General features: G+C 72.4%; 21 protein-coding genes and 1 pseudogene. 15 read left to right on the forward strand and 7 right to left on the reverse strand.

Annotated features, from left to right (window positions below):
- Nucleotides 1-106: 106 nt before the first annotated feature.
- The 5 genes from KKZ08_RS33345 to KKZ08_RS33365 are packed head-to-tail and all read left to right on the forward strand — an operon-like array spanning nucleotide 107 to nucleotide 3,726.
- Nucleotides 107-1,261 (forward strand): pyridoxal phosphate-dependent aminotransferase, encoded by a 1,155-nt coding sequence (locus tag KKZ08_RS33345; protein ID WP_223777973.1) that lies wholly within the window; start codon nucleotides 107-109, stop codon nucleotides 1,259-1,261.
- Complete coding sequence (locus tag KKZ08_RS33350; RefSeq protein ID WP_223777974.1) at nucleotides 1,251-1,763, forward strand: DUF6190 family protein; 513 nt, start codon at nucleotides 1,251-1,253, stop codon at nucleotides 1,761-1,763. Before KKZ08_RS33345 ends, KKZ08_RS33350 begins: the two co-directional genes overlap by 11 nt.
- Nucleotides 1,750-2,586, forward strand: coding sequence for a dihydrodipicolinate synthase family protein (locus KKZ08_RS33355; RefSeq protein WP_223777975.1), 837 nt, complete (start codon nucleotides 1,750-1,752; stop codon nucleotides 2,584-2,586). The genes KKZ08_RS33350 and KKZ08_RS33355 overlap by 14 nt, the downstream gene beginning before the upstream one ends.
- Nucleotides 2,587-2,634: 48 nt before the next feature.
- Complete coding sequence (locus KKZ08_RS33360) at nucleotides 2,635-3,474, forward strand: iron-containing redox enzyme family protein (RefSeq protein WP_223777976.1); 840 nt, start codon at nucleotides 2,635-2,637, stop codon at nucleotides 3,472-3,474.
- Nucleotides 3,475-3,726 (forward strand): Rieske 2Fe-2S domain-containing protein, encoded by a 252-nt coding sequence (locus KKZ08_RS33365; RefSeq protein WP_223777977.1) that lies wholly within the window; start codon nucleotides 3,475-3,477, stop codon nucleotides 3,724-3,726.
- A gap of 3 nt (nucleotides 3,727-3,729) precedes the next feature.
- Here the strand turns inward: KKZ08_RS33365 and KKZ08_RS33370 are convergent, their stop codons facing one another.
- On the reverse strand, nucleotides 3,730-4,722 hold the full coding sequence (locus tag KKZ08_RS33370; protein WP_223777978.1) for a LysR substrate-binding domain-containing protein: 993 nt from the start codon (nucleotides 4,720-4,722) through the stop codon (nucleotides 3,730-3,732).
- 148 nt (nucleotides 4,723-4,870) lie between these two features.
- On the opposite strand from KKZ08_RS33370, the gene KKZ08_RS33375 reads away from it, so the two are divergent.
- Nucleotides 4,871-5,926, forward strand: a complete 1,056-nt coding sequence (locus KKZ08_RS33375; protein ID WP_223777979.1) for a bile acid:sodium symporter family protein — start codon at nucleotides 4,871-4,873, stop codon at nucleotides 5,924-5,926.
- Here KKZ08_RS33375 and KKZ08_RS33380 read toward each other — a convergent pair.
- From KKZ08_RS33380 to KKZ08_RS33390, 3 genes are all read right to left on the reverse strand, one after another.
- Nucleotides 5,862-7,121: a DUF4185 domain-containing protein gene (locus tag KKZ08_RS33380; protein WP_223777980.1), complete on the reverse strand. Its 1,260-nt coding sequence runs from the start codon at nucleotides 7,119-7,121 to the stop codon at nucleotides 5,862-5,864. The two genes, KKZ08_RS33375 and KKZ08_RS33380, sit on opposite strands and share 65 nt — an antisense overlap.
- Before the next feature lie 10 nt (nucleotides 7,122-7,131).
- Nucleotides 7,132-9,069: an exo-alpha-sialidase gene (locus KKZ08_RS33385; protein WP_223777981.1), complete on the reverse strand. Its 1,938-nt coding sequence runs from the start codon at nucleotides 9,067-9,069 to the stop codon at nucleotides 7,132-7,134.
- Between the two features lie 176 nt (nucleotides 9,070-9,245).
- Nucleotides 9,246-10,169, reverse strand: coding sequence for a zinc-binding dehydrogenase (locus KKZ08_RS33390; protein ID WP_223777982.1), 924 nt, complete (start codon nucleotides 10,167-10,169; stop codon nucleotides 9,246-9,248).
- 96 nt (nucleotides 10,170-10,265) lie between these two features.
- Here KKZ08_RS33390 and KKZ08_RS33395 point away from each other — a divergent pair, with 96 nt between their 5' ends.
- Nucleotides 10,266-10,721 carry a MarR family winged helix-turn-helix transcriptional regulator gene (locus KKZ08_RS33395; protein WP_223777983.1) on the forward strand — a complete coding sequence of 152 codons (456 nt, stop codon included), beginning with the start codon at nucleotides 10,266-10,268 and terminating at the stop codon, nucleotides 10,719-10,721.
- A gap of 76 nt (nucleotides 10,722-10,797) precedes the next feature.
- Here KKZ08_RS33395 and fdhD read toward each other — a convergent pair whose 3' ends face one another.
- On the reverse strand, nucleotides 10,798-11,646 hold the full coding sequence (gene fdhD, locus KKZ08_RS33400; protein ID WP_223777984.1) for a formate dehydrogenase accessory sulfurtransferase FdhD: 849 nt from the start codon (nucleotides 11,644-11,646) through the stop codon (nucleotides 10,798-10,800).
- 7 nt (nucleotides 11,647-11,653) lie between these two features.
- Nucleotides 11,654-11,863, reverse strand: a pseudogene (locus KKZ08_RS33405) (Fe-S-binding domain-containing protein); the annotation flags it as partial.
- A gap of 27 nt (nucleotides 11,864-11,890) precedes the next feature.
- Between KKZ08_RS33405 and KKZ08_RS33410 the strand changes: the two are divergent.
- From KKZ08_RS33410 to KKZ08_RS33420, 4 genes are all read left to right on the forward strand, one after another.
- Nucleotides 11,891-12,223, forward strand: coding sequence for a hypothetical protein (locus KKZ08_RS33410; protein ID WP_223777985.1), 333 nt, complete (start codon nucleotides 11,891-11,893; stop codon nucleotides 12,221-12,223).
- A 247-nt stretch (nucleotides 12,224-12,470) separates the two neighbouring features.
- On the forward strand, nucleotides 12,471-13,805 hold the full coding sequence (locus KKZ08_RS33415; RefSeq protein ID WP_223777986.1) for an OFA family MFS transporter: 1,335 nt from the start codon (nucleotides 12,471-12,473) through the stop codon (nucleotides 13,803-13,805).
- The gene (locus KKZ08_RS38770) at nucleotides 13,774-13,908 is read left to right on the forward strand and encodes a hypothetical protein (RefSeq protein ID WP_263303375.1); all 135 of its coding nucleotides are present in this window, start codon (nucleotides 13,774-13,776) and stop codon (nucleotides 13,906-13,908) included. Before KKZ08_RS33415 ends, KKZ08_RS38770 begins: the two co-directional genes overlap by 32 nt.
- A 122-nt stretch (nucleotides 13,909-14,030) precedes the next feature.
- Complete coding sequence (locus KKZ08_RS33420) at nucleotides 14,031-14,978, forward strand: beta-ketoacyl-ACP synthase III (protein WP_223777987.1); 948 nt, start codon at nucleotides 14,031-14,033, stop codon at nucleotides 14,976-14,978.
- Between the two features lie 137 nt (nucleotides 14,979-15,115).
- Here KKZ08_RS33420 and KKZ08_RS33425 read toward each other — a convergent pair whose 3' ends face one another.
- Complete coding sequence (locus KKZ08_RS33425; RefSeq protein ID WP_223777988.1) at nucleotides 15,116-15,541, reverse strand: PaaI family thioesterase; 426 nt, start codon at nucleotides 15,539-15,541, stop codon at nucleotides 15,116-15,118.
- Between the two features lie 127 nt (nucleotides 15,542-15,668).
- Between KKZ08_RS33425 and KKZ08_RS33430 the strand changes: the two genes are divergently transcribed.
- The 4 genes from KKZ08_RS33430 (at nucleotide 15,669) to KKZ08_RS33445 (ending at nucleotide 20,297) form a co-directional block, all read left to right on the forward strand.
- Nucleotides 15,669-16,262, forward strand: a complete 594-nt coding sequence (locus tag KKZ08_RS33430) for a GNAT family N-acetyltransferase (RefSeq protein WP_223777989.1) — start codon at nucleotides 15,669-15,671, stop codon at nucleotides 16,260-16,262.
- Between the two features lie 173 nt (nucleotides 16,263-16,435).
- Nucleotides 16,436-17,617, forward strand: a complete 1,182-nt coding sequence (locus tag KKZ08_RS33435; RefSeq protein ID WP_223779288.1) for an ROK family transcriptional regulator — start codon at nucleotides 16,436-16,438, stop codon at nucleotides 17,615-17,617.
- 143 nt (nucleotides 17,618-17,760) lie between these two features.
- A complete protein-coding gene (locus KKZ08_RS33440; protein ID WP_223777990.1) occupies nucleotides 17,761-19,278 on the forward strand; it encodes a sugar ABC transporter ATP-binding protein in 1,518 nt (505 codons plus the stop codon).
- The gene (locus KKZ08_RS33445; RefSeq protein ID WP_223777991.1) at nucleotides 19,275-20,297 is read left to right on the forward strand and encodes an ABC transporter permease; all 1,023 of its coding nucleotides are present in this window, start codon (nucleotides 19,275-19,277) and stop codon (nucleotides 20,295-20,297) included. Before KKZ08_RS33440 ends, KKZ08_RS33445 begins: the two co-directional genes overlap by 4 nt.

A 20,297-nucleotide genomic window follows, 5' to 3' on the forward strand; every position in this document is an offset into this window, starting at 1 on the left:
GATCTCCACCTTCTTCCCGACACCGACGCGCCGAACGGGCCCAGCCGCCGTGCCGTGCGGGCATGCCCCAGCCCTCGCGCGTCGCCCTCTTCCCCCAAGGACTCCTGTGACCGAGCAGCTTCTCGACCTCACCCAGCACGAGATCCAGGCACTGAAGACCCGGTTCAACCTCGCCGACGCCCACACCCACCAGCAGCAGTCCCCGGGCCAGCGCGAGATCGTGTCGGCCCTGCCCGCCCTCTGGTACGAAGCCGAGGAGACGCGCCAGGCGGACCTGGAAGACCGTTTCAAGGAGGTCTTCTTCCGGCTGCACGGCCAGAACAGCGTGCGCGCCGAGACGACGATGCTCTCCTACGCGGCTTCCATCTCCACGCTCGTCGCGGGCATGTACCTGCGGCGCAACGACATCAGCGTCAGCCTCGTCGAACCCTGCTTCGACAACCTCCCCGACGTCCTGCGCAACGTCGGCGTCCACCCGGTGCCGGTCCCCGAGGACGCCCTGCACGACGCCGACCGCATCTACGACCGCCTCGCCGAGTCCGTCACCACCGACGCGCTGTTCCTCGTGGACCCCAACAACCCCACGGGTTTCTCGCTGCTCAGCCATGGCCGCAAGGGTTTCGAGGAAGTCGTCCGCTACTGCGTCGACCACGACAAACTCCTCGTCGTCGACCTCTGCTTCGCCGCCTTCGCCCTCGCCGACCCGCGCTTCGGCCGGTTCGACCTCTACGAACTCCTCGACGCCTCCGGAGTGCGCTACATCGCCCTGGAGGACACCGGGAAGACCTGGCCGCTCCAGGACGCCAAGTGTGCCCTGCTCACGTGCAGCCGCGACCTGTACGAGGACGTCTACAACATCCACACCAGCGTCCTGCTCGACGTCTCGCCGTTCGTCCTCAACTTCCTCGCCCGCTACGTCGAGGACTCCATCGAGGACGGCATGGCCTCGGTCCGCGACGTCATCACCCGCAACCGCGAGACCGCCCTCAAGGCCCTGGAGGGCAGCCTCCTCGAACACCTCGACCCCGCGGTCAACGTCAGCGTCGCCTGGTTCCGGATCACCGACGACCGGATCAAGGCGACCGAACTCCAGGCCCACCTCATCGAGTACGAGGTCTACGTGCTGCCCGGCACGTACTTCTACTGGAACGAGCCGGAGCGCGGCGAGGCTTACGTCCGCATCGCGCTCGCCCGCGACCCCCAGGAGTTCGCGGACTCCCTCACCCGCCTGCGCGAGGCGGTGGACAGCTATGCCGCGTGACGTCTACGTGGACGCGTCCCTGTTCATGGGGATGCACAGCGCCGATCCGGCCGTGCGCGCCGCCTGCGCCGCCTTCTTCGCCGAACACCTCCACCGGCCGGTCGTGATGACGTACGAGGAAGTCGGCCGGTGCGACGACCTGGTGTGGAGTCACTCGCGCCACGAGCAGGACGTCTACTACCCCTTCATGGACGTGCTGCACTCCCTCATGCCGATCCGGCGGCGCGCCTACACCGCCGCCGACTGGGCGGCGCTGGACCGGCTGCCGGCCCGCGCCGGCACCCTCGCCCCGCGCGAGCGGATGCTGCTGGCGTCCGTCCTGGCCACCGAGGGCGAACTGGTCACCGTCAACCCCCGCCTCACGGCGCTCGCCGCGGACGGACTCCCGGTGCACGCCCCGCGACCGGCGGACGGAGCGGTGCGGTTCGCCGACGCCGACGACGTACTCGACGGCCTGTACCGCACGTCCCTGACCCTGGAGGTCGACCATGCCGCCGTCTGAAGCAGCCGAGAACCGGTACGCCGCCGTGGAGGAGCTGAAGCGGCTGCGCGGCGTCGTCGTGCCGCTCGTGACCCCCGTCGACGCGCGGCACAAGGTGTGCGAGCGGAGCGTCGCCCGGCTGATGGACAGCCTGCGGGGCCGGGTCGCGGGGTACATGCCGGCGCTCAGCACCGGGGAGGGCTGGAAGCTCTCCCTCAAGCAGTGGATCGACATCGTGCACCTGACCGTCGAGCACGCCGACGGCGCCCCGGTCCTCGCCGGCGTGGAGGTCGGCCGGCCCGCCGGCATCCTGGCGCGGGCCGCCCTCGCCGAGGCCCTGGGCGCCGACGCCATCGTCGTACCGCCGCCGTTCCCGGCCGCAGACACGCCGCGCCCCACGCTCGTCGAGCACTTCCGGGAGATCGTCGACAAGAGCCCGCTGCCGGTCTTCGTCTACCACGAGAACGCGGTCTCCAAGATGGACCTGGACGTGACCGCGCTGCGCGAGGTGTGCGCGCTGCCGGGCGTCATCGGCGTCAAGGAGTCCAGCGGTGACGCCCGGTTCACCAAGGAACTGCTGGCCGGCGGGGTGCCGGTGCCGGTGTTCCAGGGCTGGGAGCACCAGATCGCCGACGTCCCCGGCGTGCAGGGCTTCGTCGGCCCACTGGCCAACCTCGAACCCGACACCTGCGACGAGGCCGTGACGTCCTTCTCCCGCCTCTCCCAGGAGCGGGTCGACGAACTGTCGGAGCAGTACGGCCTGTTGGCGGACGACTGGTACCTGCACGTCAAGACCGAGCTGGCCCGGCGCGGCGTCATCAGCACGGCGCTGGCCGTCGGCTGACCTCGCCCCCCATTCCCGCATTCCCGCCAAGCGCGAAGGAGCGCCCCAGTGACAGCGAACGCCACCGCGGAACGCACCGCGGGCAGCCGCCTGTTCGTCCTCAACCGCACCATCCCCAGCCCCGAGGAACTGCGTGAACTGCACGACCTCGAAGAGCGGCTGATCGCCTCCCGGGTCCGCGAGATCGAGGCCGCGGCACCGGACCTGCCGGACCGCGCCGCCCTCGGCCGGCAGATGAAGGAACTGCTCAAGGCCGAGGAGGCCGACCCGCCGGAGTTCGAGCGCGTCATGGCCGAGGACCTGGACCTCGAACAGTTCAAGGAGGTCGTCGCGCAGTTCGCGGTGGACGGCCTGACCGAGTCCGAGTCGTTCCTGCCGATCGTCTGGCGGCTCCCGAAGAAGGCCAAGATGGCCGTGTTCCGGGTCCTCATCGACGAGTTCGGCTGCGGCAACCTCGACCAGGCGCACTTCAACATCTACCGCGACCTGATGACCGAACTGGGCATGTCCCTGCAGGTCGAGGACTATCTCGACCGCACGAACGAGGAGACGTACGCGTACGTCAACACGTTCTTCTGGGCGGCGGCCCGGGCCCCGCGCCCCGAGTACTTCCTCGGCACGCTCTGCTACCTGGAGTCCAGCATCCTCTACGCCTTCAAGTGCTTCGCCGCGGCGGCGCAGCGGCTCGACCTCAAGGGCGCCCGCTACTACACCGAGCACCTGCACATCGACCACTTCCACGCCAAGGAACTCCAGGTCGCCATCAGGGAGTTCGACGCCGAGGCCGACCTGCACCCGGTGAAGGTATGGGCCGGGTTCAAGATGGCCAGCGAGGTCATCGGCGGCGCCACCGAGGCGGCGGTCGCCTCCGCGCTCAAGGCGGCCTGAGTGGACGACGCCACCATCGAGCAGGTGGGCGATGACAAGCTCCGGGTGCGGGTCGGCGGGCGGGAGTTCGAGGTGGACGCGGCCTGCCCGCACCGCAAGGGCTTCCTCGCCCACGGCTATGTGAACGCCGCGCGGCTGCGGATCACCTGCCCCCTGCACCACTCCAGCTTCTCGCTGGAGACGGGCGAGGCGATCACCGGGCCCACCGACCGGCGCCTGTGCACCCGGGAGACCACCCCACCCGCCGGCTGACCCCTACGGCTGCAACAGGGCGGCGGGCGCCGGGCCGCCGCCCCGGAATCCGCCGTCCGGCACATCGAGTAGGCGCCGCTCCCGCGCCGCCGCAAGGAACTCACCCACCCGCGACCGCCGCCTCAGCGTCGCGCCGCAGCCGTCCCCGCCCGCCAGGATCGCCGCCGCCAGCGCGTCCGCGGCGCCCGGCGCGCCCTGCTCGGCGGCGCGCCGCTCGCCGTGCAGCAGGACGAAGTCGACCGAGCCGAGCTCCGGCAGGCCCGCCCGGTCCGGGACGCGGACCAGGCCCGGCGGGATCAGCCCGCGCGAGTGCGCCATCACGCCGAGGCCCGCGCGGGCCGCCGCCACCAGGCCGTTGAGGCTGCCGCTGGTGCACGCCACGCGCCAGGCACGGCCGCGCCGCTCCAGCGCCTCGAAGGCGAGGGCGCGGGTGATGCCCGGCGGCGGATAGACGATCAGCGGCACCGGGCGTTCGGGGTCCAGGCGCAGCCGTTCGGAGCCGATCCACACCAGCTGGTCGTGGCGGACCAGTTCGCCGCGCGGGTCCTCCGGGCGCCGCTTGGCGAGCACCAGGTCGAGCTTGCCCGCGTCCAGCCGCTCGTGGAGCGTGCCGGAGAGCTCGACGGTCAGCTCCAGGTCGACGTCCGGGTGGTCGTGCCGGAAGGACTCCAGGATGTCGGTGAGCCGGGTGAGGACGAAGTCCTCCGACGCCCCGAACCGCAGCCGCCCGCCGAGCCGCGTCCGGGTGAAGAACGCCGCCGCCTGCTCGTGCACCGCGAGGATCCGCCGGGCGAAGCCGAGCATCGCCTCGCCGTCCTCGGTCAGCTCGACGGTGTGGGTGTCACGGGTGAACAGCGGCCGCCCGGTGGCGTCCTCCAGGCGGCGCACGTGCTGGCTCACCGTCGACTGGCGCAGGCCGAGACGCCGGGCGGCCTGCGTGAAGCTCAGCGTCTGGGCCACCGCGAGGAAGGTGCGGAGCTGCGAAGGGTCGTACACGCCACCAGCGTAGTACCGCTCATCGCGATCCGTGATGACAGTGAGAGCGGTGTACTGGATTCCCGATCGCACCGGACAGGAGGATCATGGAGAGGGCACGTTCCGGCCGAAGGCCGGATTTCGCCCCCCACCGAGAGCATGGAGCACCGTGAAACGCCTGAAGTGGCCGTCGTGGATGCCGGTCGACCCCTACATCGTGGCGCTGCTCGCGATCGTCGGGATCGCGGCCCTGGTGCCCGCCCGCGGCACCGCCGCCGATGTCGCCTCCGGGGCCTCCACCGCCGCCGTCTCGTTCCTCTTCTTCCTCTACGGGGCCCGGCTGTCGACCCGCGAGGCGCTCGACGGGCTCAAGCACTGGCGGCTGCACGTCACGGTCCTCGTCTGTACGTTCCTCGTCTTCCCGCTGCTCGGACTCGCGGCGAAGGGGCTCGTGCCCTACGTCCTGACACCCGCCCTCTACAGCGGTTTCCTCTTCCTCACGCTGGTGCCGTCGACGATCCAGTCGTCCATCGCCTTCACCTCCATCGCCCGCGGCAACGTCCCCGCGGCCATCTGCGCGGGCTCCTTCTCCTCGCTCGCCGGCATCCTGCTCACCCCGCTGCTCGCGGCGGCCCTGCTCGGCAGCAGGGGCGGCGGCTTCTCGGCGGACTCCGTCGTCAAGATCGTGCTGCAACTGCTCGTGCCGTTCGTCGCCGGGCAGCTCCTGCGCCGCTGGATCGGCGGCTTCGTCACACGGCACAAGAAGGTCCTCGGGTACGTGGACCGCGGCTCGATCCTGCTCGTCGTCTACACCGCCTTCAGCCAGGGCATGGTGCAGGGCATCTGGAGCCAGGTCACCCCGTGGCGGCTGCTCGCGCTGCTCGGCGTCGAGGCGGTGCTGCTCACCGTGATGCTGACGCTGACCTGGTACGGCGCCAAGCGGCTCGGCTTCGGCCGCGGCGACCGCGTCGCCATCCAGTTCGCCGGGTCGAAGAAGTCCCTGGCCGCCGGGCTGCCCATGGCGAGCGTCCTGTTCGGGGCGCACGCCTCCCTCGCCGTCCTGCCGCTGATGCTCTTCCACCAGATGCAGCTGATGGTCTGCGCGGTCATCGCCAAGCGCCGCTCGCGCGATCCGCGCGACTTCGACGGCGAGGAGCCGCTCAGCGCGGCTCCGCAAGGCGCAGCGTCACGAACCGCGGCCGGTACAGCGCCACGTTCCGGTTGACGTTCGCCTGCGCGCTCGCGGGCACCGGGTCCAGCCAGTTCACGTCGTAGCTCAGCACCACGCGCCCGTCCCCGCCGAGCGCCGGGTGGGCCTGCGGGTTGTACGCCGCCGTGTCCTGACGCGGCGCGGCGTCCTTCGGCAGCGGCGCCTCGAACCCCTTGGCGGGGCCGTGCCAGGGCCCGGTGGGGGAGCAGGACCAGTACGACGTGACGGTGGTCAGCCCCTCGGTGCCCGCGGCCATGGTGAACAGCACATACGTGCCCTCGTCCCGCACCACGGTGAACGCGCTGCCCACCCCCTTGCGCTTCCCGTCCCCGAGGACCGGCCGTGACGTGGCCCCGCGCCCCCACTCCTCGCCGTCCCAGTACTCCCACGCGTCCGCCTCGGCGAGCCTGCCGTGCGGGACCCGCGCGACATGGGCGTGCGAGGACGGCCGCGAGGTGGCCTGGGCGTCCGTGCCGCCGAAGACGTACGTCCAGCCGTCGTCGTCGACCGCCGCCGCGCCGTACAGGACCCGCTTCTCCGGGTCCTTCACGCCCTGCTGGTCGGAGACCTTCACGATGCCCTCGACGCGCAGGTCGGGCAGGGAGAGCGTGGCGACCTCCGTGGCGAGGGGGACGCCGTAGATCCAGGGGCCCTGGCTCGCCATGCGGGTCCACAGCAGTACGCGTACGACCTGCTCGTCCGAGCCCGGCGAGCGGGGCTCGACGCGCGCCGCCACCGGCCAGCGCCACTGCTGGGGGGCCGGGTCGGCGAAGAGGGGAGTGGGGAGGGTGCGGCTGAGGGTGCCCGAGCGGGACATCACCACGGCGGAGTTGCGCACCATCGGCGCGTTGGTGTCCCGCCAGGTGTGGGGTTGGCCCGCCGGGTTGGGCGGGGCGTGGACCTGGCCGAGGAAGGTGTCGGAGAACAGCCACAGGACGCGCCCGTCCGGCAGCCGCACCGAATGGGTGCCGTCCCCGCCGGTCCAGTCGTCGGACCGCGTCCCGTCGTCGCCGTAGCGCGCGAACTCCCCCGTCGCCTTGTCGTCGGCCGACCAGGACGCCACGGCCTTGGGGCGGCACGCCGCGTCGGGCGCGCCCTCCCGGTCGTCTTCCGGGAGGGCGATGAGCAGGACGGCCGCGCAGGCGACGGCGAGCAGCAGGACCAGCCAGATCCCGCCGCCCGCGCCACCGCGCCGTTCTCGGTCGGACACGCCGGGGACGTTAGTTGCTGCCGCGCACGCGGTCCATGGGGAGCCGGGTGACGGTGTCCCGTGTCACAGGAGCCTCACCGGTGCGCAGGGCTTCCACCTCCGCGTCGCTCAGGGCTTTGTCGTACACCGCCACGTCGTCGACCGACCCGGTGAAGTGGGCGCGGCTGTCCATGCGTTGCCCGATGTGCACGCCGAAGGCGGAGTTGCGGCTGACCGAGCCCGGCACGTCCGCGGCGGTGACCTGCTCCCCGTCGAGGAAGAGCGTGAGCCGCCCGTCGCCGCGCCGCAGTGCGATGTGGTGCCACTCGCCGTCGTTGTACGCGCCCGTGGTGCGCACGAAGGCGGACCTCGGCGGCGCGGCGCCCTCGCGCGTGGTGATCAGGCCGGTGACGCGGTCGCTCGCCGGCTCGCCGCGCAGCCACACCTGCGGCTGGTTGGTGCCGATGCCGCCCATCCACAGCAGCGGCTGCTCACCGCTGGTCGCGGTGTAGCGGAACCACATCGAGGCGGTGAAGTCCTTGGTGCCGAGCGGCAGTTGGCGGTGGAAGGGCAGGCGTACGGCGTCGTCCGCGCCGTCGAGGGAGAGCGCCCCGCCGAAGCGTCCCGGGGCCGCTCGTGCCCCGCCGAGCACGGCCGCGGCGCGGGCACCCGGGGCGTGGTCGCGGGTCGTCGGGTCGGTGCCCCGGCGCGGCTTCAGCCAGTCCTCCGTGAAGCGGGCGAAGCGGATCTCGTCACGCGCGTCGACCGCGCCGGCCTCGTACAGCAGGCCGGTATGCGAGCCGTCGGCCCGCACCAGGTCGGAGTAGCCGGACCAGTCCGTGGTCACCGTCGTGCCCCGGTCGACGCTGTCCCAGGTCCGGCCGCCGTCGTAGGAGGAGCGGATCTGCATCGTGCGGCGCCGGTCGGGGTCGCCGGGGCAGGCGAGCAGCATCCGCTTGCCCGACGGGAGGGTGGAGCACTGCACTTGGGGCGCGTAGAGGTCCGGGACCGCCCGGAAGGGGGCGGTGAAGGAGTCGCCGCCGTTCCGGCTGACCGCCTGGGTGCGGTGGCCGAGGTCGGTGCCGTCCTGCTCGCGCCCGCTGACGTGGAGCGCCCCGTCGGGCCGCTCGGTGACGGTCATCTCGGACGGCTTCTGGCGGAACGTGCCGTCGGCGGCGACCGGGTACGAGTCCGTGGCGCCGATCCGCCAGTGGTCGCCGCCGTCGTCGCTGACGACCAGCGCCGCGTGGTTGGCGCTTATCCGGCTGCCGTCCCACGTCTCGGCGTTGACGGCGAGGACGAGCCGTCCCGCGTGCCGGCCGCGGGTCAGCTGGACGCCGTGCACGGGGCCGGTCGCGTACCAGGAGTTCCAGTTCTCCGGCAGGATCTCCTCGCTCAGGTCGCGCGGCGGCGACCAGGTGCGGCCGTCGTCGTCGCTGTACTGGAGGTGGGGCGTGCGGTCGCAGGGGATGTCGCAGTTCTTGCCGTCCGTGCGTCCGGTGTTGAAGGTCTCCGCGAGCAGGATCCGGCCGCTCTCGCGGTCCACGACGGGCGCCGGATTGCCGTGGGTGTCGCCCCCGCCCTCGTTGATGACCTGGAGCGGGCCCCAGGTGCGGCCCCCGTCGTGCGAGCGCTTGAGCACCAGGTCTATGTCGCCCGCGTCGCCGCAGTTGTCGACCCGGCCCTCGGCGAAGGCGAGCAGCGTGCCCTTGGTCGTCCTCACGACGGCCGGGATGCGGAAGCAGGCGTATCCCGGGTCCTGGGAGGCCTTGAACAGCACCTGCTCCTCGAACGGCGCCGTCCGTTCGGGCGCGGCCTGCGCCCCGGGAGCGGGCAGCAGGGCCCCGACGGACACGACGGCCGCGGCGGTCAGGGCGGCGGTGGCGGTGCGGAGGGATCTGAGACGTACGCGGAGGCTGGATCTCGATGGATCCGAAGGGCTCGTTGGGTGCGGCGACAGCGACGACATGGTGCGGCCCGCCTTTCGTGGCGACTGCGATGGCGACGGCGACAGCGACTGCTTGACAGCGATATGACCGACTGCGACTGGACATCTGGACATCCCACGTCCTATGTGCGAGCCATAGACGGTACTGAGGGCCACCGCACCTCACAAGAACCATGCGTCGGGCAACCGCGCGTCGGTCACGGCACGAGGACCACCTTCCCGAGATTGCTCCGCCCCTCGATCGCCGCGTGGGCGAGGGCCGCGTCCTCCAGCGCGAACCGCCCGTGCACGGCGGGCCGCAGCTCACCCGCCTCGAACAGGCGCCACAGCTCCCGCCGCCACGCCTCGTACACCGCAGGCCTGCCGCGCGCGATCAGCGCCATCCGGAAGCCGATGACCGACTTGGCGCCGACGAGCAGGTCGTACGCCGCCACGGTGCCGCCGCCCGAGCTGTAGGCCACCAGCCGGCCGTGCGGGGCAAGGGATCTGACGGCGGGTGACAGCAGGCCGCCGCCCACCGCGTCCAGGACGTAGTCGACCGGCTCGCCCCAGTCCTCGCGGTCGTACGTGATGATGTCATCGGCGCCGAGCCCGCGCACGAAGCCGGCCTTGCCGGAGTCGGACACGGCGCCCACGACGCGCCCGGCCCCCCGCGCCTTCGCCAGCTGCACGGCGAGATGGCCGACCCCGCTCGCCGCGGCCGTGACGAGCGCGGCCTCGCCGGGTGCGGGGCGCGCGGCCTCCAGCGCGCCGAACGCGACGAGCCCTGAGCGGACCAGCGCGACGGCGTCGACCGCGCTCGCCCCGTCCGGGACCGGGGAGGCCATGGCGGTGTGCAGCAGGGCGTAGTCGGCGTACCCGTGCCCGAAGACGAGCCCTGTCACCCGGTCGCCCGGCGCATGGCCGCGGGCGCCCTCGCCGAGCGCGACGACCTCCCCGGCGATCTCGCCGCCGAGCGCGATCGGCTCGCGCTGCTCACGGACCTTGCGGACGACGGGCAGCGTGACGCCGGCGGCCTCGACGCGCACGAGCAGTTCGCCGGGGCCCGGCTCGGGGACGGGGGCCTCCTCCAGGAACAGGACCTCGGGGCCGCCGCCGTGTTCGTACCGGACGCGACGCATCCGCACCACCTCCAGAGTGGCCAGGCAATCATTGGGAGTCCCAACGGTAAGTGTGTTTCGTTGGGAAGTCCAATGAATCTTCGCTAGGCTCGGTCCATGCCCACGACGCCGCCCGCCCCCAGCACCATCCGCACCCTCCCCAGCTGGCTGCTCGGCCGCGCGGCCGCCCGCGGCCGGAGCCTCGTCGCCGAAGCGCTCGCGCAGGAGGGGCTGAAGATGTGGCACCACGTGGTGCTCGCCGCCGTCGCGGACCTCGGCCCGGTCGCCCAGGCGGAGCTGGGCCGCAGCGTCCTGCTCGACCCGAAGGACATGGTCGGGGTGATCAACGACCTCCAGGCAGGCGGCTTCGTCGACCGCGCGCCCGATCCCACGGACCGCCGCAAGAACGCCATCACCGTCACCGCCGAGGGAAAGCGGCTCGTGGCCCGCTGCACCCGGGCCGCCGAGCGGGCCAACGACGCCCTCCTCGCGCCCCTTTCGGCCGGCGAGCGCGAGCGGTTCCTGGAGATGCTGACCCGGGTCTCAGGAATCCCGGAGGACGGCGCGTCCTGAGGCGGGTGGCCCGGTCGGCGCAGGGGGCGCTCCCCGCCGGCCGGGACGGCGCCGCCGTGCGGTGGGTGGCCCGGGGTCAGCCCTGGGCGGCCGCGGCCCGCAGGGCGACGCGGTGCTCGCCCGCGTACACGTTCATGGAGGAGCCGCGCAGGAAACCGATCAGCGTCAGACCGGTCTCGGCGGCCAGGTCGACCGCGAGCGAGGACGGCGCCGAGACCGCGGCGAGCACCGGTATGCCCGCCATCACCGCCTTCTGGGCGAGCTCGAAGGAGGCCCGGCCCGAGACGAGCAGGATCGCGCGCGACAGCGGGAGCCGCCCCTCCTGAAGGGCCCGGCCGACGAGCTTGTCGACGGCGTTGTGCCGCCCCACGTCCTCCCGTACGTCGAGCAGCTCCCCCTCCTCGGAGAAGAGCGCCGCCGCGTGCAGGCCCCCGGTCCTGTCGAAGACCCGCTGCGCCGCGCGCAGCCGGTCGGGCAGGACCGCGAGGAGCTCCACACCGAGCCGCACCGGTGGGGTGTCGGCGATCGGGAAGCGGGCCGTGGTGCGGACCGCGTCCAGGCTCGCCTTGCCGCACAGGCCGCAGGACGAAGTGGTGTAGACGTTGCGCTCCAGCGTGATGTCGGGGAGCACGACACCCGGGGCGGTCCTCACGTCGACGACGTTGTACGTGTTGGAACCGTCGGCGGTCGCCCCGGCGCAGTACACGATCGACTGGAGCTCGTCGGCCGCGCCGAGCACGCCCTCACTGACCAGGAACCCCGCCGCGAGCGCGAAGTCGTCGCCCGGCGTGCGCATGGTGATGGCGAGCGGCCTGCCGTTCAGCCGGATCTCCAGGGGTTCCTCGGCGACCAGGGTGTCGGGCCGCTCGGAGACGTGCCCGTCCCGGATCCGGATGACCTTGCGTCGCTCCGTGACTCGTCCCATGTCCTGATCAGCCCCGGTTCTGTACGTGCTGGTAGCCGAAGCGGCCCTTGATGCGGAGATTGCCGTGGGTCACCGGATCGTGGTGCGGGGAGGTGACCTTCACGATCTCATTGTCCTGCACGTGCAGGGTGAGGTCGCAGCCGGCTCCGCAGTACGCGCACACGGTCGTCGTCCCGGTCTGCGCCGCCTCGTCCCAGGTTCCGGCGGCGCGCATGTCCTGGAGGAGCGGTTCGGGATCCGCACCGTGCACTGGGTCGCGGGCGAGGAGGACGGCTCGCCCGACCACGGCTCGGGCCGCACCGGCACCACCCGCCCCGGACCGGCCCTCACCGTCGCCTCCGTCGTACGGGAGGGCGTCGAGGTCCGCCTGGCCCACGCCGACGGGCTCGCTCCCGGGCTCCGCGTCCGGATGGGCGGCCGGCCGATCGCGGGGGACGCGCGGCCGCGAGCGGAGGCCGTCGGCTCCGGCCGGGCCGAGGCGGCCACCGCCGCCCTGCGCTCCACCCTGACGTCGCTGGGCGGCGGCTTCCCTGAGGCGGGCGTGCTCACCGAGGAGCGGACCTCGCGGCGGTCGTGACCCTCACCAAGGCGGCGCCGACAACCGACTGCCCGGCGCCCGCCCTGACCGCGCACCAGGACTGCGAGGGCGGCCACCTGGCTGTCATCACCTGGCCCGACGGCACGCGCAGCGACGTCCCCCTGCCACCGCCGGAACAGGCGGGTCAGGTATACGAGGCGGGGACAGCGGTCGAAGAGGACCGCGCAGCGGCCAATTCCGTGCGTCCCCTTCCCAAGCCGCCGCACGGTTCCTAGCGTTCGGGATCATGAAGCCCCCCGTCGCACCCCCCGGCTGGAGTCGCTGGCTCGTGCCGCCGGCCGCCCTTTCGGTGCACCTCTCCATAGGCCAGGCGTATGCCTGGAGCGTCTTCAAACCGCCCCTCGAATCAGCGCTGCACCTCAGCGGCACCCAGAGCGCGCTGCCCTTCCAGCTCGGCATCGTCATGCTGGGCCTGTCCGCCGCCTTCGGCGGCACGCTCGTCGAGCGCAACGGCCCGCGCTGGGCGATGACCGTGGCGCTCGTCTGCTTCTCCTCGGGCTTCCTGATCGCCGCGCTCGGCGCCGCGATCAGCCAGTACTGGCTGATCGTGTTCGGCTACGGCTTCGTCGGCGGGATCGGCCTGGGCATCGGCTACATCTCGCCCGTCTCCACCCTCATCAAGTGGTTCCCCGACCGCCCGGGCATGGCCACCGGCATCGCGATCATGGGCTTTGGTGGCGGCGCGCTCATCGCCTCGCCGTGGTCGGCGCGGATGCTGGACGCCTTCGGCGCGGACACGGACGGCATCGCGCTCGCCTTCCTCGTGCACGGCCTCACGTACGCCGTCTTCATGGCACTCGGCGTGCTCCTGGTCCGTGTACCGCGTACGGAGGGCGCGCGCGGGCCCGGCGTCCCCGGCGTGCTCGAAGGACCGCAGGTGTCGGCGCGGCAGGCCGTCCGCACCCCGCAGTTCTGGTGCCTGTGGGTGGTCCTGTGCATGAATGTGACCGCGGGCATCGGCATCCTGGAGAAGGCCGCCCCGATGATCACGGACTTCTTCGCGGACACCGCGACCCCTGTCTCGGTCTCCGCCGCGGCCGGCTTCGTCGCCCTGCTCTCGGCCGCCAACATGGCCGGTCGCATCGGCTGGTCCTCGGCCTCCGACCTGATCGGCCGCAAGAACGTGTACCGCGTCTACCTCGGCGTGGGCGCGCTGATGTATCTGCTCATCGCCCGCTTCGGTGACACCTCGAAACCGCTGTTCATCATCTGCGCGCTGGTCATCCTCTCCTTCTACGGAGGCGGTTTCGCGACCGTCCCCGCCTATCTGAAGGACCTCTTCGGCACCTACCAGGTGGGCGCCATCCACGGCCGGCTGCTCACCGCCTGGTCCACGGCGGGCGTCCTCGGGCCGCTGATCGTGAACCGGGTGGCCGACCACCAGGAGGGGGCGGGCCGACACGGGTCCGGGCTCTACGGCCTCTCCTTCGCCATCATGATCGGACTGCTGCTCGTCGGCTTCGTGGCCAACGAACTCGTCCGCCCCGTCCACCCCCGCCACCACATCCCCGCCCCGAGGGAGGCCGGCGATGACCACGCCGCCGAGCACACCACCGCGTGACCGCCGCTCACTCACCGTGTTCGCCTGGCTCTGGGTCGGGGCACCGCTCGGCTACGGACTGTACGAACTCGTACACAAGGTCACCCAGCTCTTCAGAGGGTGACCGGCTCATGAGAAGCATCCAAAGGGGGCGCGCCTTTCCTGTCGCTTTACGTGTCCTGTTACCGGTGAGTCGCTGACCACACTGGAGGGTCCCGCATCTCCGGCAACAAGGGGGACCCGTACATGCACGGCTCGCGCATCGCCGCCGTCGGCCACTACCAACCCGCCAAGATCCTCACCAACGAGGATCTGGCGGGCATCGTGGACACGAGCGACGAGTGGATCCGCTCCCGGGTGGGCATCCGCACCCGACACATCGCGGGTCCCCAGGAGCCGGTCGACGAGCTGGCCGCGCACGCCGGCGGCAAGGCCCTGGCCGCCGCGGGTCTGACCCCCGACGCGGTCGACCTGGTCCTGGTCGCCACCTCCACGGCCATCGACCGCTCGCCGAACATGGCCGCCCGCGTGGCGGCCCGGCTCGGCATCCCCTCGCCGGCCGCCATGGACATCAACGTCGTGTGCGCGGGCTTCACGCACGCGCTCGCCACGGCCGACCACACCCTGCGGGCAGGGGCCGCCACCCGCGCCCTGGTCATCGGCGCGGACAAGATGTCCGAGGTCACCGACTGGACGGACCGCACCACCTGCGTGCTGACCGGTGACGGCGCGGGCGCCGCCGTCGTCGAGGCGTGCGGGCCCGGCCAGGAGCCCGGCATCGGCCCCGTGCTGTGGGGCTCGGTACCCGGGATGGGCAACGCCGTCCGGATCGAGGGCACCCCGCCGCGCTTCGCCCAGGAGGGACAGAGCGTCTACCGCTGGGCGACGACCCAGTTGCCGCCGCTGGCCCGCGCGGCCTGCGAACGCGCCGGGCTCACCCCCGCCGACCTCGCAGGAGTCGTCCTGCACCAGGCCAACCTCCGTATCATCGAGCCGCTCGCCGAGCGCATCGGCGCGGTGAACGCCGTCGTCGCCCGCGATGTCGTCGACTCCGGGAACACCTCGGCGGGCTCCATCCCGATGGCGCTGTCCAAGCTGGTGGAGCGCGGGGAGCTGCGCTCCGGCGACCCGGTCCTGCTGTTCGGCTTCGGCGGCAACCTCTCGTACGCGGGCCAGGTCGTCCGCTGCCCGTGAACGGGCCACGCCCCGCCGTGTGACCGGCTCGCGCCCCGGGCCGCTCGGCCGACCTGAGGCCCGCCCAGGGCGCGTTCGTGCACGAGCCGACCGAGGAGGAGGCGGACCAACGACGGGGCTCGCCGCGGGCCAGGGGCTCACTTGCTCCTGGGAGCCAGCACCGCCTGCGTCTGCGTGGTCTGTCCCGCGAGGCGCCCCTGATCGTCGTACACCTCGGTCTGTACGACGATGAAGGAGCCGCCGACGTGCAGCGGGCGGGCCACGGCGCGGGCCGTCCCGGAGCGCACGGCCCGCAGGAAGTTGGTCTTGGACTCGATCGTCGAGGTGGCCTCGCCCTCGGGCAGATTGAGGTACGCGCACACCGCGCCGACCGTGTCCGCGAGGGTCATCAGCGCCCCGCCGTGCAGCACGCCGCCCGCCGTGCACAGCTGGGAGGACCACGGCAGGGTGCCCTCCACGCGCTCGGGTCCCGCCTCGTCGAAGGCGATGCCGAGATGGGCGGCGAAGGGGACGGCGGAAAGCAGTTGGGCCCGGAGATCGTTCTGGGGCAAGGTGTCCGACATGGGGTGACCTTCCACTGGGGGGCGTGGCGACCACCATCGTGCGGCACGGCCCCCCAGGGCGTCGATTACCCCGGAGGTAAGCCACCACGGCACCGCCACGGCACGACAGCGACACCGGGAGAAGCACATGAATACGGAGCACCGCGTACGCCCCGCGACCGAGGAGGACGTGCCGACGGCCGTGGACACCCTCGCCCGGGCCTTCGCCGACTACCCCTTCACGCGGTACGTCGTCGCGGCCGACGGCCACGAGGAGCGGATACGCGGCTTCCAGGAACTCTTCCTCACCCGTGTCGGCATGGTCTACGGACGCGTCTGGGTCGCGGACGCCGGACGTGCCGTAGCCGTCTGGACCACGCCGGACCAGGACCCGGGGCCCGGCTTCGCCGAGGTCGGCCCGCGGATCGGGGAACTCGCCGGGGACCGCGCCCCCTGGTTCGAGTCGGCCGAGCGCGCCCTGGAGGCACACCGTCCCGATCGCCCGGTGTGGTTCCTCGCCACGGTCGGGGTCGACCCGGCGGCGCAGGGCCAGGGGCTCGGCAGCGCGGTGCTCCGGCCCGGCCTGGAGGCCGCCGACCGCGCGGGGTGCCCGGCGTTCCTGGAGACGTCGAGCGAGCGCAACGTCGCGTTCTACGAGCGGCTCGGCTTCGCCGTCACGGCGGAGGTCGCGCTGCCGGACGACGGCCCGCGCACGTGGTGCATGCTGCGCGAGCCCGCGTAGCCGCGCGCCGCCCGTCCCCCTTGGTCCGGAGGGTGGAGCGGCCTTTGTCCTGTGACTGGAGAAAGTCGGGGGCATTTTCCGCGCAACTTCTTCCCACTCCCGGCACGCGCTGCTACGTTCCCCTCGAAAGCTCGGAGGAAGCCCGATGAGGCGGGGAGGGGCGCGTGAGACGTATGACGGCTCGACCCGCCAACGCGCACCAGGCGCGACTGCTGCGGCTGTTGCGCGACGGCGGGCCCAACTCCCGCGCCCAGCTGGGTGACCAGGTCGACCTCTCGCGGTCCAAACTGGCCGTCGAGGTGGACCGGCTCCTGGAGACCGGGCTCGTGGTCGCCGACGGACTCGCCGCCTCGCGCGGCGGCCGCCGCTCGCACAACATCCGCCTGGCACCGGCGCTGCGCTTCCTCGGCGTGGACATCGGCGCGACCTCGGTCGACGTCGCGGTGACCAACGCCGAGCTGGAGGTCCTCGGCCACATCAACCAGCCCATGGACGTACGCGAGGGTCCGGTCGCGGTCTTCGAGCAAGTCCTCGCCATGGCCGCCAAGTTGAAGGCCTCCGGGCTCGCGGAGGGGTTCGACGGCGCGGGCATCGGCGTCCCCGGGCCCGTCCGCTTCCCCGAAGGCGTCCCGGTCGCCCCGCCGATCATGCCGGGGTGGGACGGCTTTCCCGTCAGGGAGGCCCTCAGCCAGGAGCTGGGCTGCCCGGTCATGGTCGACAACGACGTGAACCTCATGGCGATGGGGGAGCAGCACGCGGGCGTCGCACGCTCCGTCGGCGACTTCCTCTGCGTCAAGATCGGCACCGGCATCGGCTGCGGCATCGTCGTCGGCGGCGAGGTCCACCGCGGTACGACGGGCAGCGCCGGCGACATCGGCCACATCCAGGCGGAGCCGGACGGACGCCCCTGCGCCTGCGGCAACAGGGGCTGCCTGGAGGCCTACTTCAGCGGTGCGGCGCTCGCCCGCGACGCCGAGGAGGCGGCCACCCAGGGGCGTTCTGCGGAGCTCGCCGCGCGGCTCGACGAGGCGGGGCGCCTGAGCGCAGTCGACGTCGCGGCGGCCGCCGCCGCGGGCGACGCCGCCGCGCTCGACCTCATCCGCGAGGGCGGCAACCGCACCGGCCAGGTCCTCGCCGCCCTCGTCAGCTTCTTCAACCCCGGCCTCGTGGTGATCGGCGGCGGTGTGACCGGGCTCGGCCACACCCTGCTCGCCGCGATCCGCACCCAGGTCTACCGCCAGTCCCTGCCGCTGGCGACCGGCAACCTTCCCATCGTGCTCGGCGAACTCGGCCCCACCGCCGGAGTCATCGGCGGCGCCCGGCTCATCAGCGACCACCTGTTCTCGCCGGCCTGACCGGCACGTACAGCACCTCACCCAGCACCGCACCCCGCACCTCACCCAGCACCGCACCCAGCACAGCGCACTGCTCTGCTCTGCCTGCTCTGCCCTGCCCTGCCCTGAGACCGGCACGTACGCACTCGCCTGGGGGAACCGTCATGGCACCAGAACCACCGCTGCTCACCATGTCCGGCATCACCAAGTCGTTCCCCGGCGTCCGTGCCCTCGACGGCGTCGACCTCCAGGTCCAGGCCGGGGAAGTGCACTGCCTCCTCGGCCAGAACGGCGCCGGGAAGTCCACGCTCATCAAGGTCCTCGCCGGCGCCCACCAGCCCGACGGCGGCGAGATCCGCTGGCGCGGCGAGCGCACCGCCCTGCGCTCGCCCATCACGGCCATGCGGCTGGGCATCGCCACCATCTACCAGGAACTCGACCTGGTGGAGGGCCTGTCCGTCGCCGAGAACGTCCACCTCGGGCACGAGCCGACCGCCGCCGGGTTCGTGGTGCGCGGCCGGGAGGCCAAGGCGTCGACGGCCGCCCTGCTCAAGCGACTTGGGCACGCCGAGATAGATCCGGGGCGGCTCGTCGGCGAACTCTCCGCCGCGCAGCGGCAGATCGTCTCGATGGCCCGCGCGCTCTCCCACGAGGTGCGTCTCATCGTCATGGACGAGCCGTCCGCGGCCCTCGACCCCGACGAGGTCGACAACCTCTTCCGCATCGTCGGCGACCTCACCGGGGACGGCGTCGCCGTCGTCTACATCTCGCACCGCCTCGAGGAGATCCGCCGCATCGGCGACCGCGTCACCGTCCTCAAGGACGGGCGTGCCGTCGCGGGCGGCCTGCCCGCGAAGTCCACGCCTACCAAGGACGTCGTGGCGCTCATGACCGGACGCAACGTCGAATACGTCTTCCCCGACCGCCCCACGCAACGGCCGGCGGGCCAGCCGGTGTTGACGACCCGCGGCCTCACCCGGCACGGCGAGTTCGCACCCCTCGACCTCGACCTGCGCCCCGGCGAGATCGTCGGCCTCGCCGGACTCGTCGGCTCCGGACGCTCCGAGATCCTGGAGACGATCTACGGCGCCCGCAAGCCGAGCGCCGGCCACGTGAGCGTCGACGGACGGCCGCTGCGGCCCGGCAGCGTCCGCGCCGCCGTCCGCGCGGGCCTCGGCCTCGCCCCCGAGGAGCGCAAGGCACAGGCCCTGCTCATGCTGGAGTCCGTCACCCGCAACGTATCGGTCTCCTCCATGTCCCGCTTCTCGCGCGGCGGCTGGCTCGACCGGGGCGCCGAGCGGGAGGCCGCCCGCGCCGCCACCCGCGAGCTGTCGCTCCGCCCCGACCAGCCGTCCGCCCCCGTGCGCACCCTCTCCGGCGGCAACCAACAGAAGGCGGTCCTCGCCCGCTGGCTGCTGCGCGGCTGCCGCGTCCTGCTGCTCGACGAGCCGACCCGCGGTGTGGACGTCGGTGCCCGCGCCGAGCTGTACGCGGTGATCCGCCGCCTCGCCGACGAAGGCCTCGCCGTGCTCCTCGTCTCCAGCGAGGTGCCCGAGGTGCTCGGCCTCGCCGACCGCGTCCTGGTGCTCCGCGAAGGCCGCGTCGTCCACACCGCGCCCGCCCGTGACCTCGACGAACACCGCGTACTCGACCTCGTCCTCGAAGGGAGCCCGGCGTCATGACCCAGCCCGCCCCGGCGGCCGAGGCCGCCGACCGCAAGCCCGCACCGGCCGACGACGGCGGCAGCCCGTGGCGCGCCACGCTCGCCCGCGCCGACGTGCGCACCCTGTCACTGCTCGGCGTGCTCGCCGCGCTGATCGTGATCGGCGGCATCACCCAGCCCGACTCCTTCCTGGACGGCGACAACGTCCAGCTGATCCTCACCCAGGCGTCCGTCATCGGCGTCGTCACCGTCGGCATGACCTTCGTGATCATCTCCGGCGGCATCGACCTGTCGGTCGGCGCGATCGTCGCGCTGGCCTCGGTCTGGGCGACGACCGTCGCCACCCAGGAGTACGGCTTCGCGGGCATCCTCTTCACCGCCGTCGTCGTCGGCATGGGATGCGGCCTGGTCAACGGCCTGCTCATCGCGTACGGCGGCATGGTGCCGTTCATCGCCACCCTCGCCATGCTGGCGGCGGGCCGCGGACTCGCCCTCCAGATCACCGACGGCAAGACCCAGATGGTCACCGTGGACGGGGTGCTGAAGCTCGGCGAGCGCGACTCCTACGTCCTCGGCATCCCACCGCTCGTCCTGGTCTTCGCCGCCGTCACCGTCGTCGGCTGGCTGCTGCTCAACCGCACCACGTTCGGCCGCCGCTCCGTCGCGGTCGGCGGCAACGCGGAAGCGGCGCGCCTCGCCGGCATCGACGTACGCAGGCAGCGGCTGTATCTGTACCTGCTCTCGGGGCTGTGCTGCGGCATCGCGGCGTTCCTGCTGATCATCCTCTCCGGTTCGGGACAGAACACCAACGGCAATCTGTACGAACTCGACGCCATCGCCGCGGCGATCATCGGCGGCACCCTGCTCAGCGGTGGCCGCGGCACCATCACCGGCTCCGTGCTCGGTGTGCTGATCTTCACCACGATCACCAACATCTTCGCGCTCAACAACCTGGAGACCGCGACCCAGCAGATCGCCAAGGGCGCGATCATCGTCGCCGCGGTCCTCGTCCAACGACGCACGGCCAACACTTCCTGA

It is taken from the genome of Streptomyces sp. 135 (genome assembly GCF_020026305.1).
Classification (GTDB): domain Bacteria; phylum Actinomycetota; class Actinomycetes; order Streptomycetales; family Streptomycetaceae; genus Streptomyces.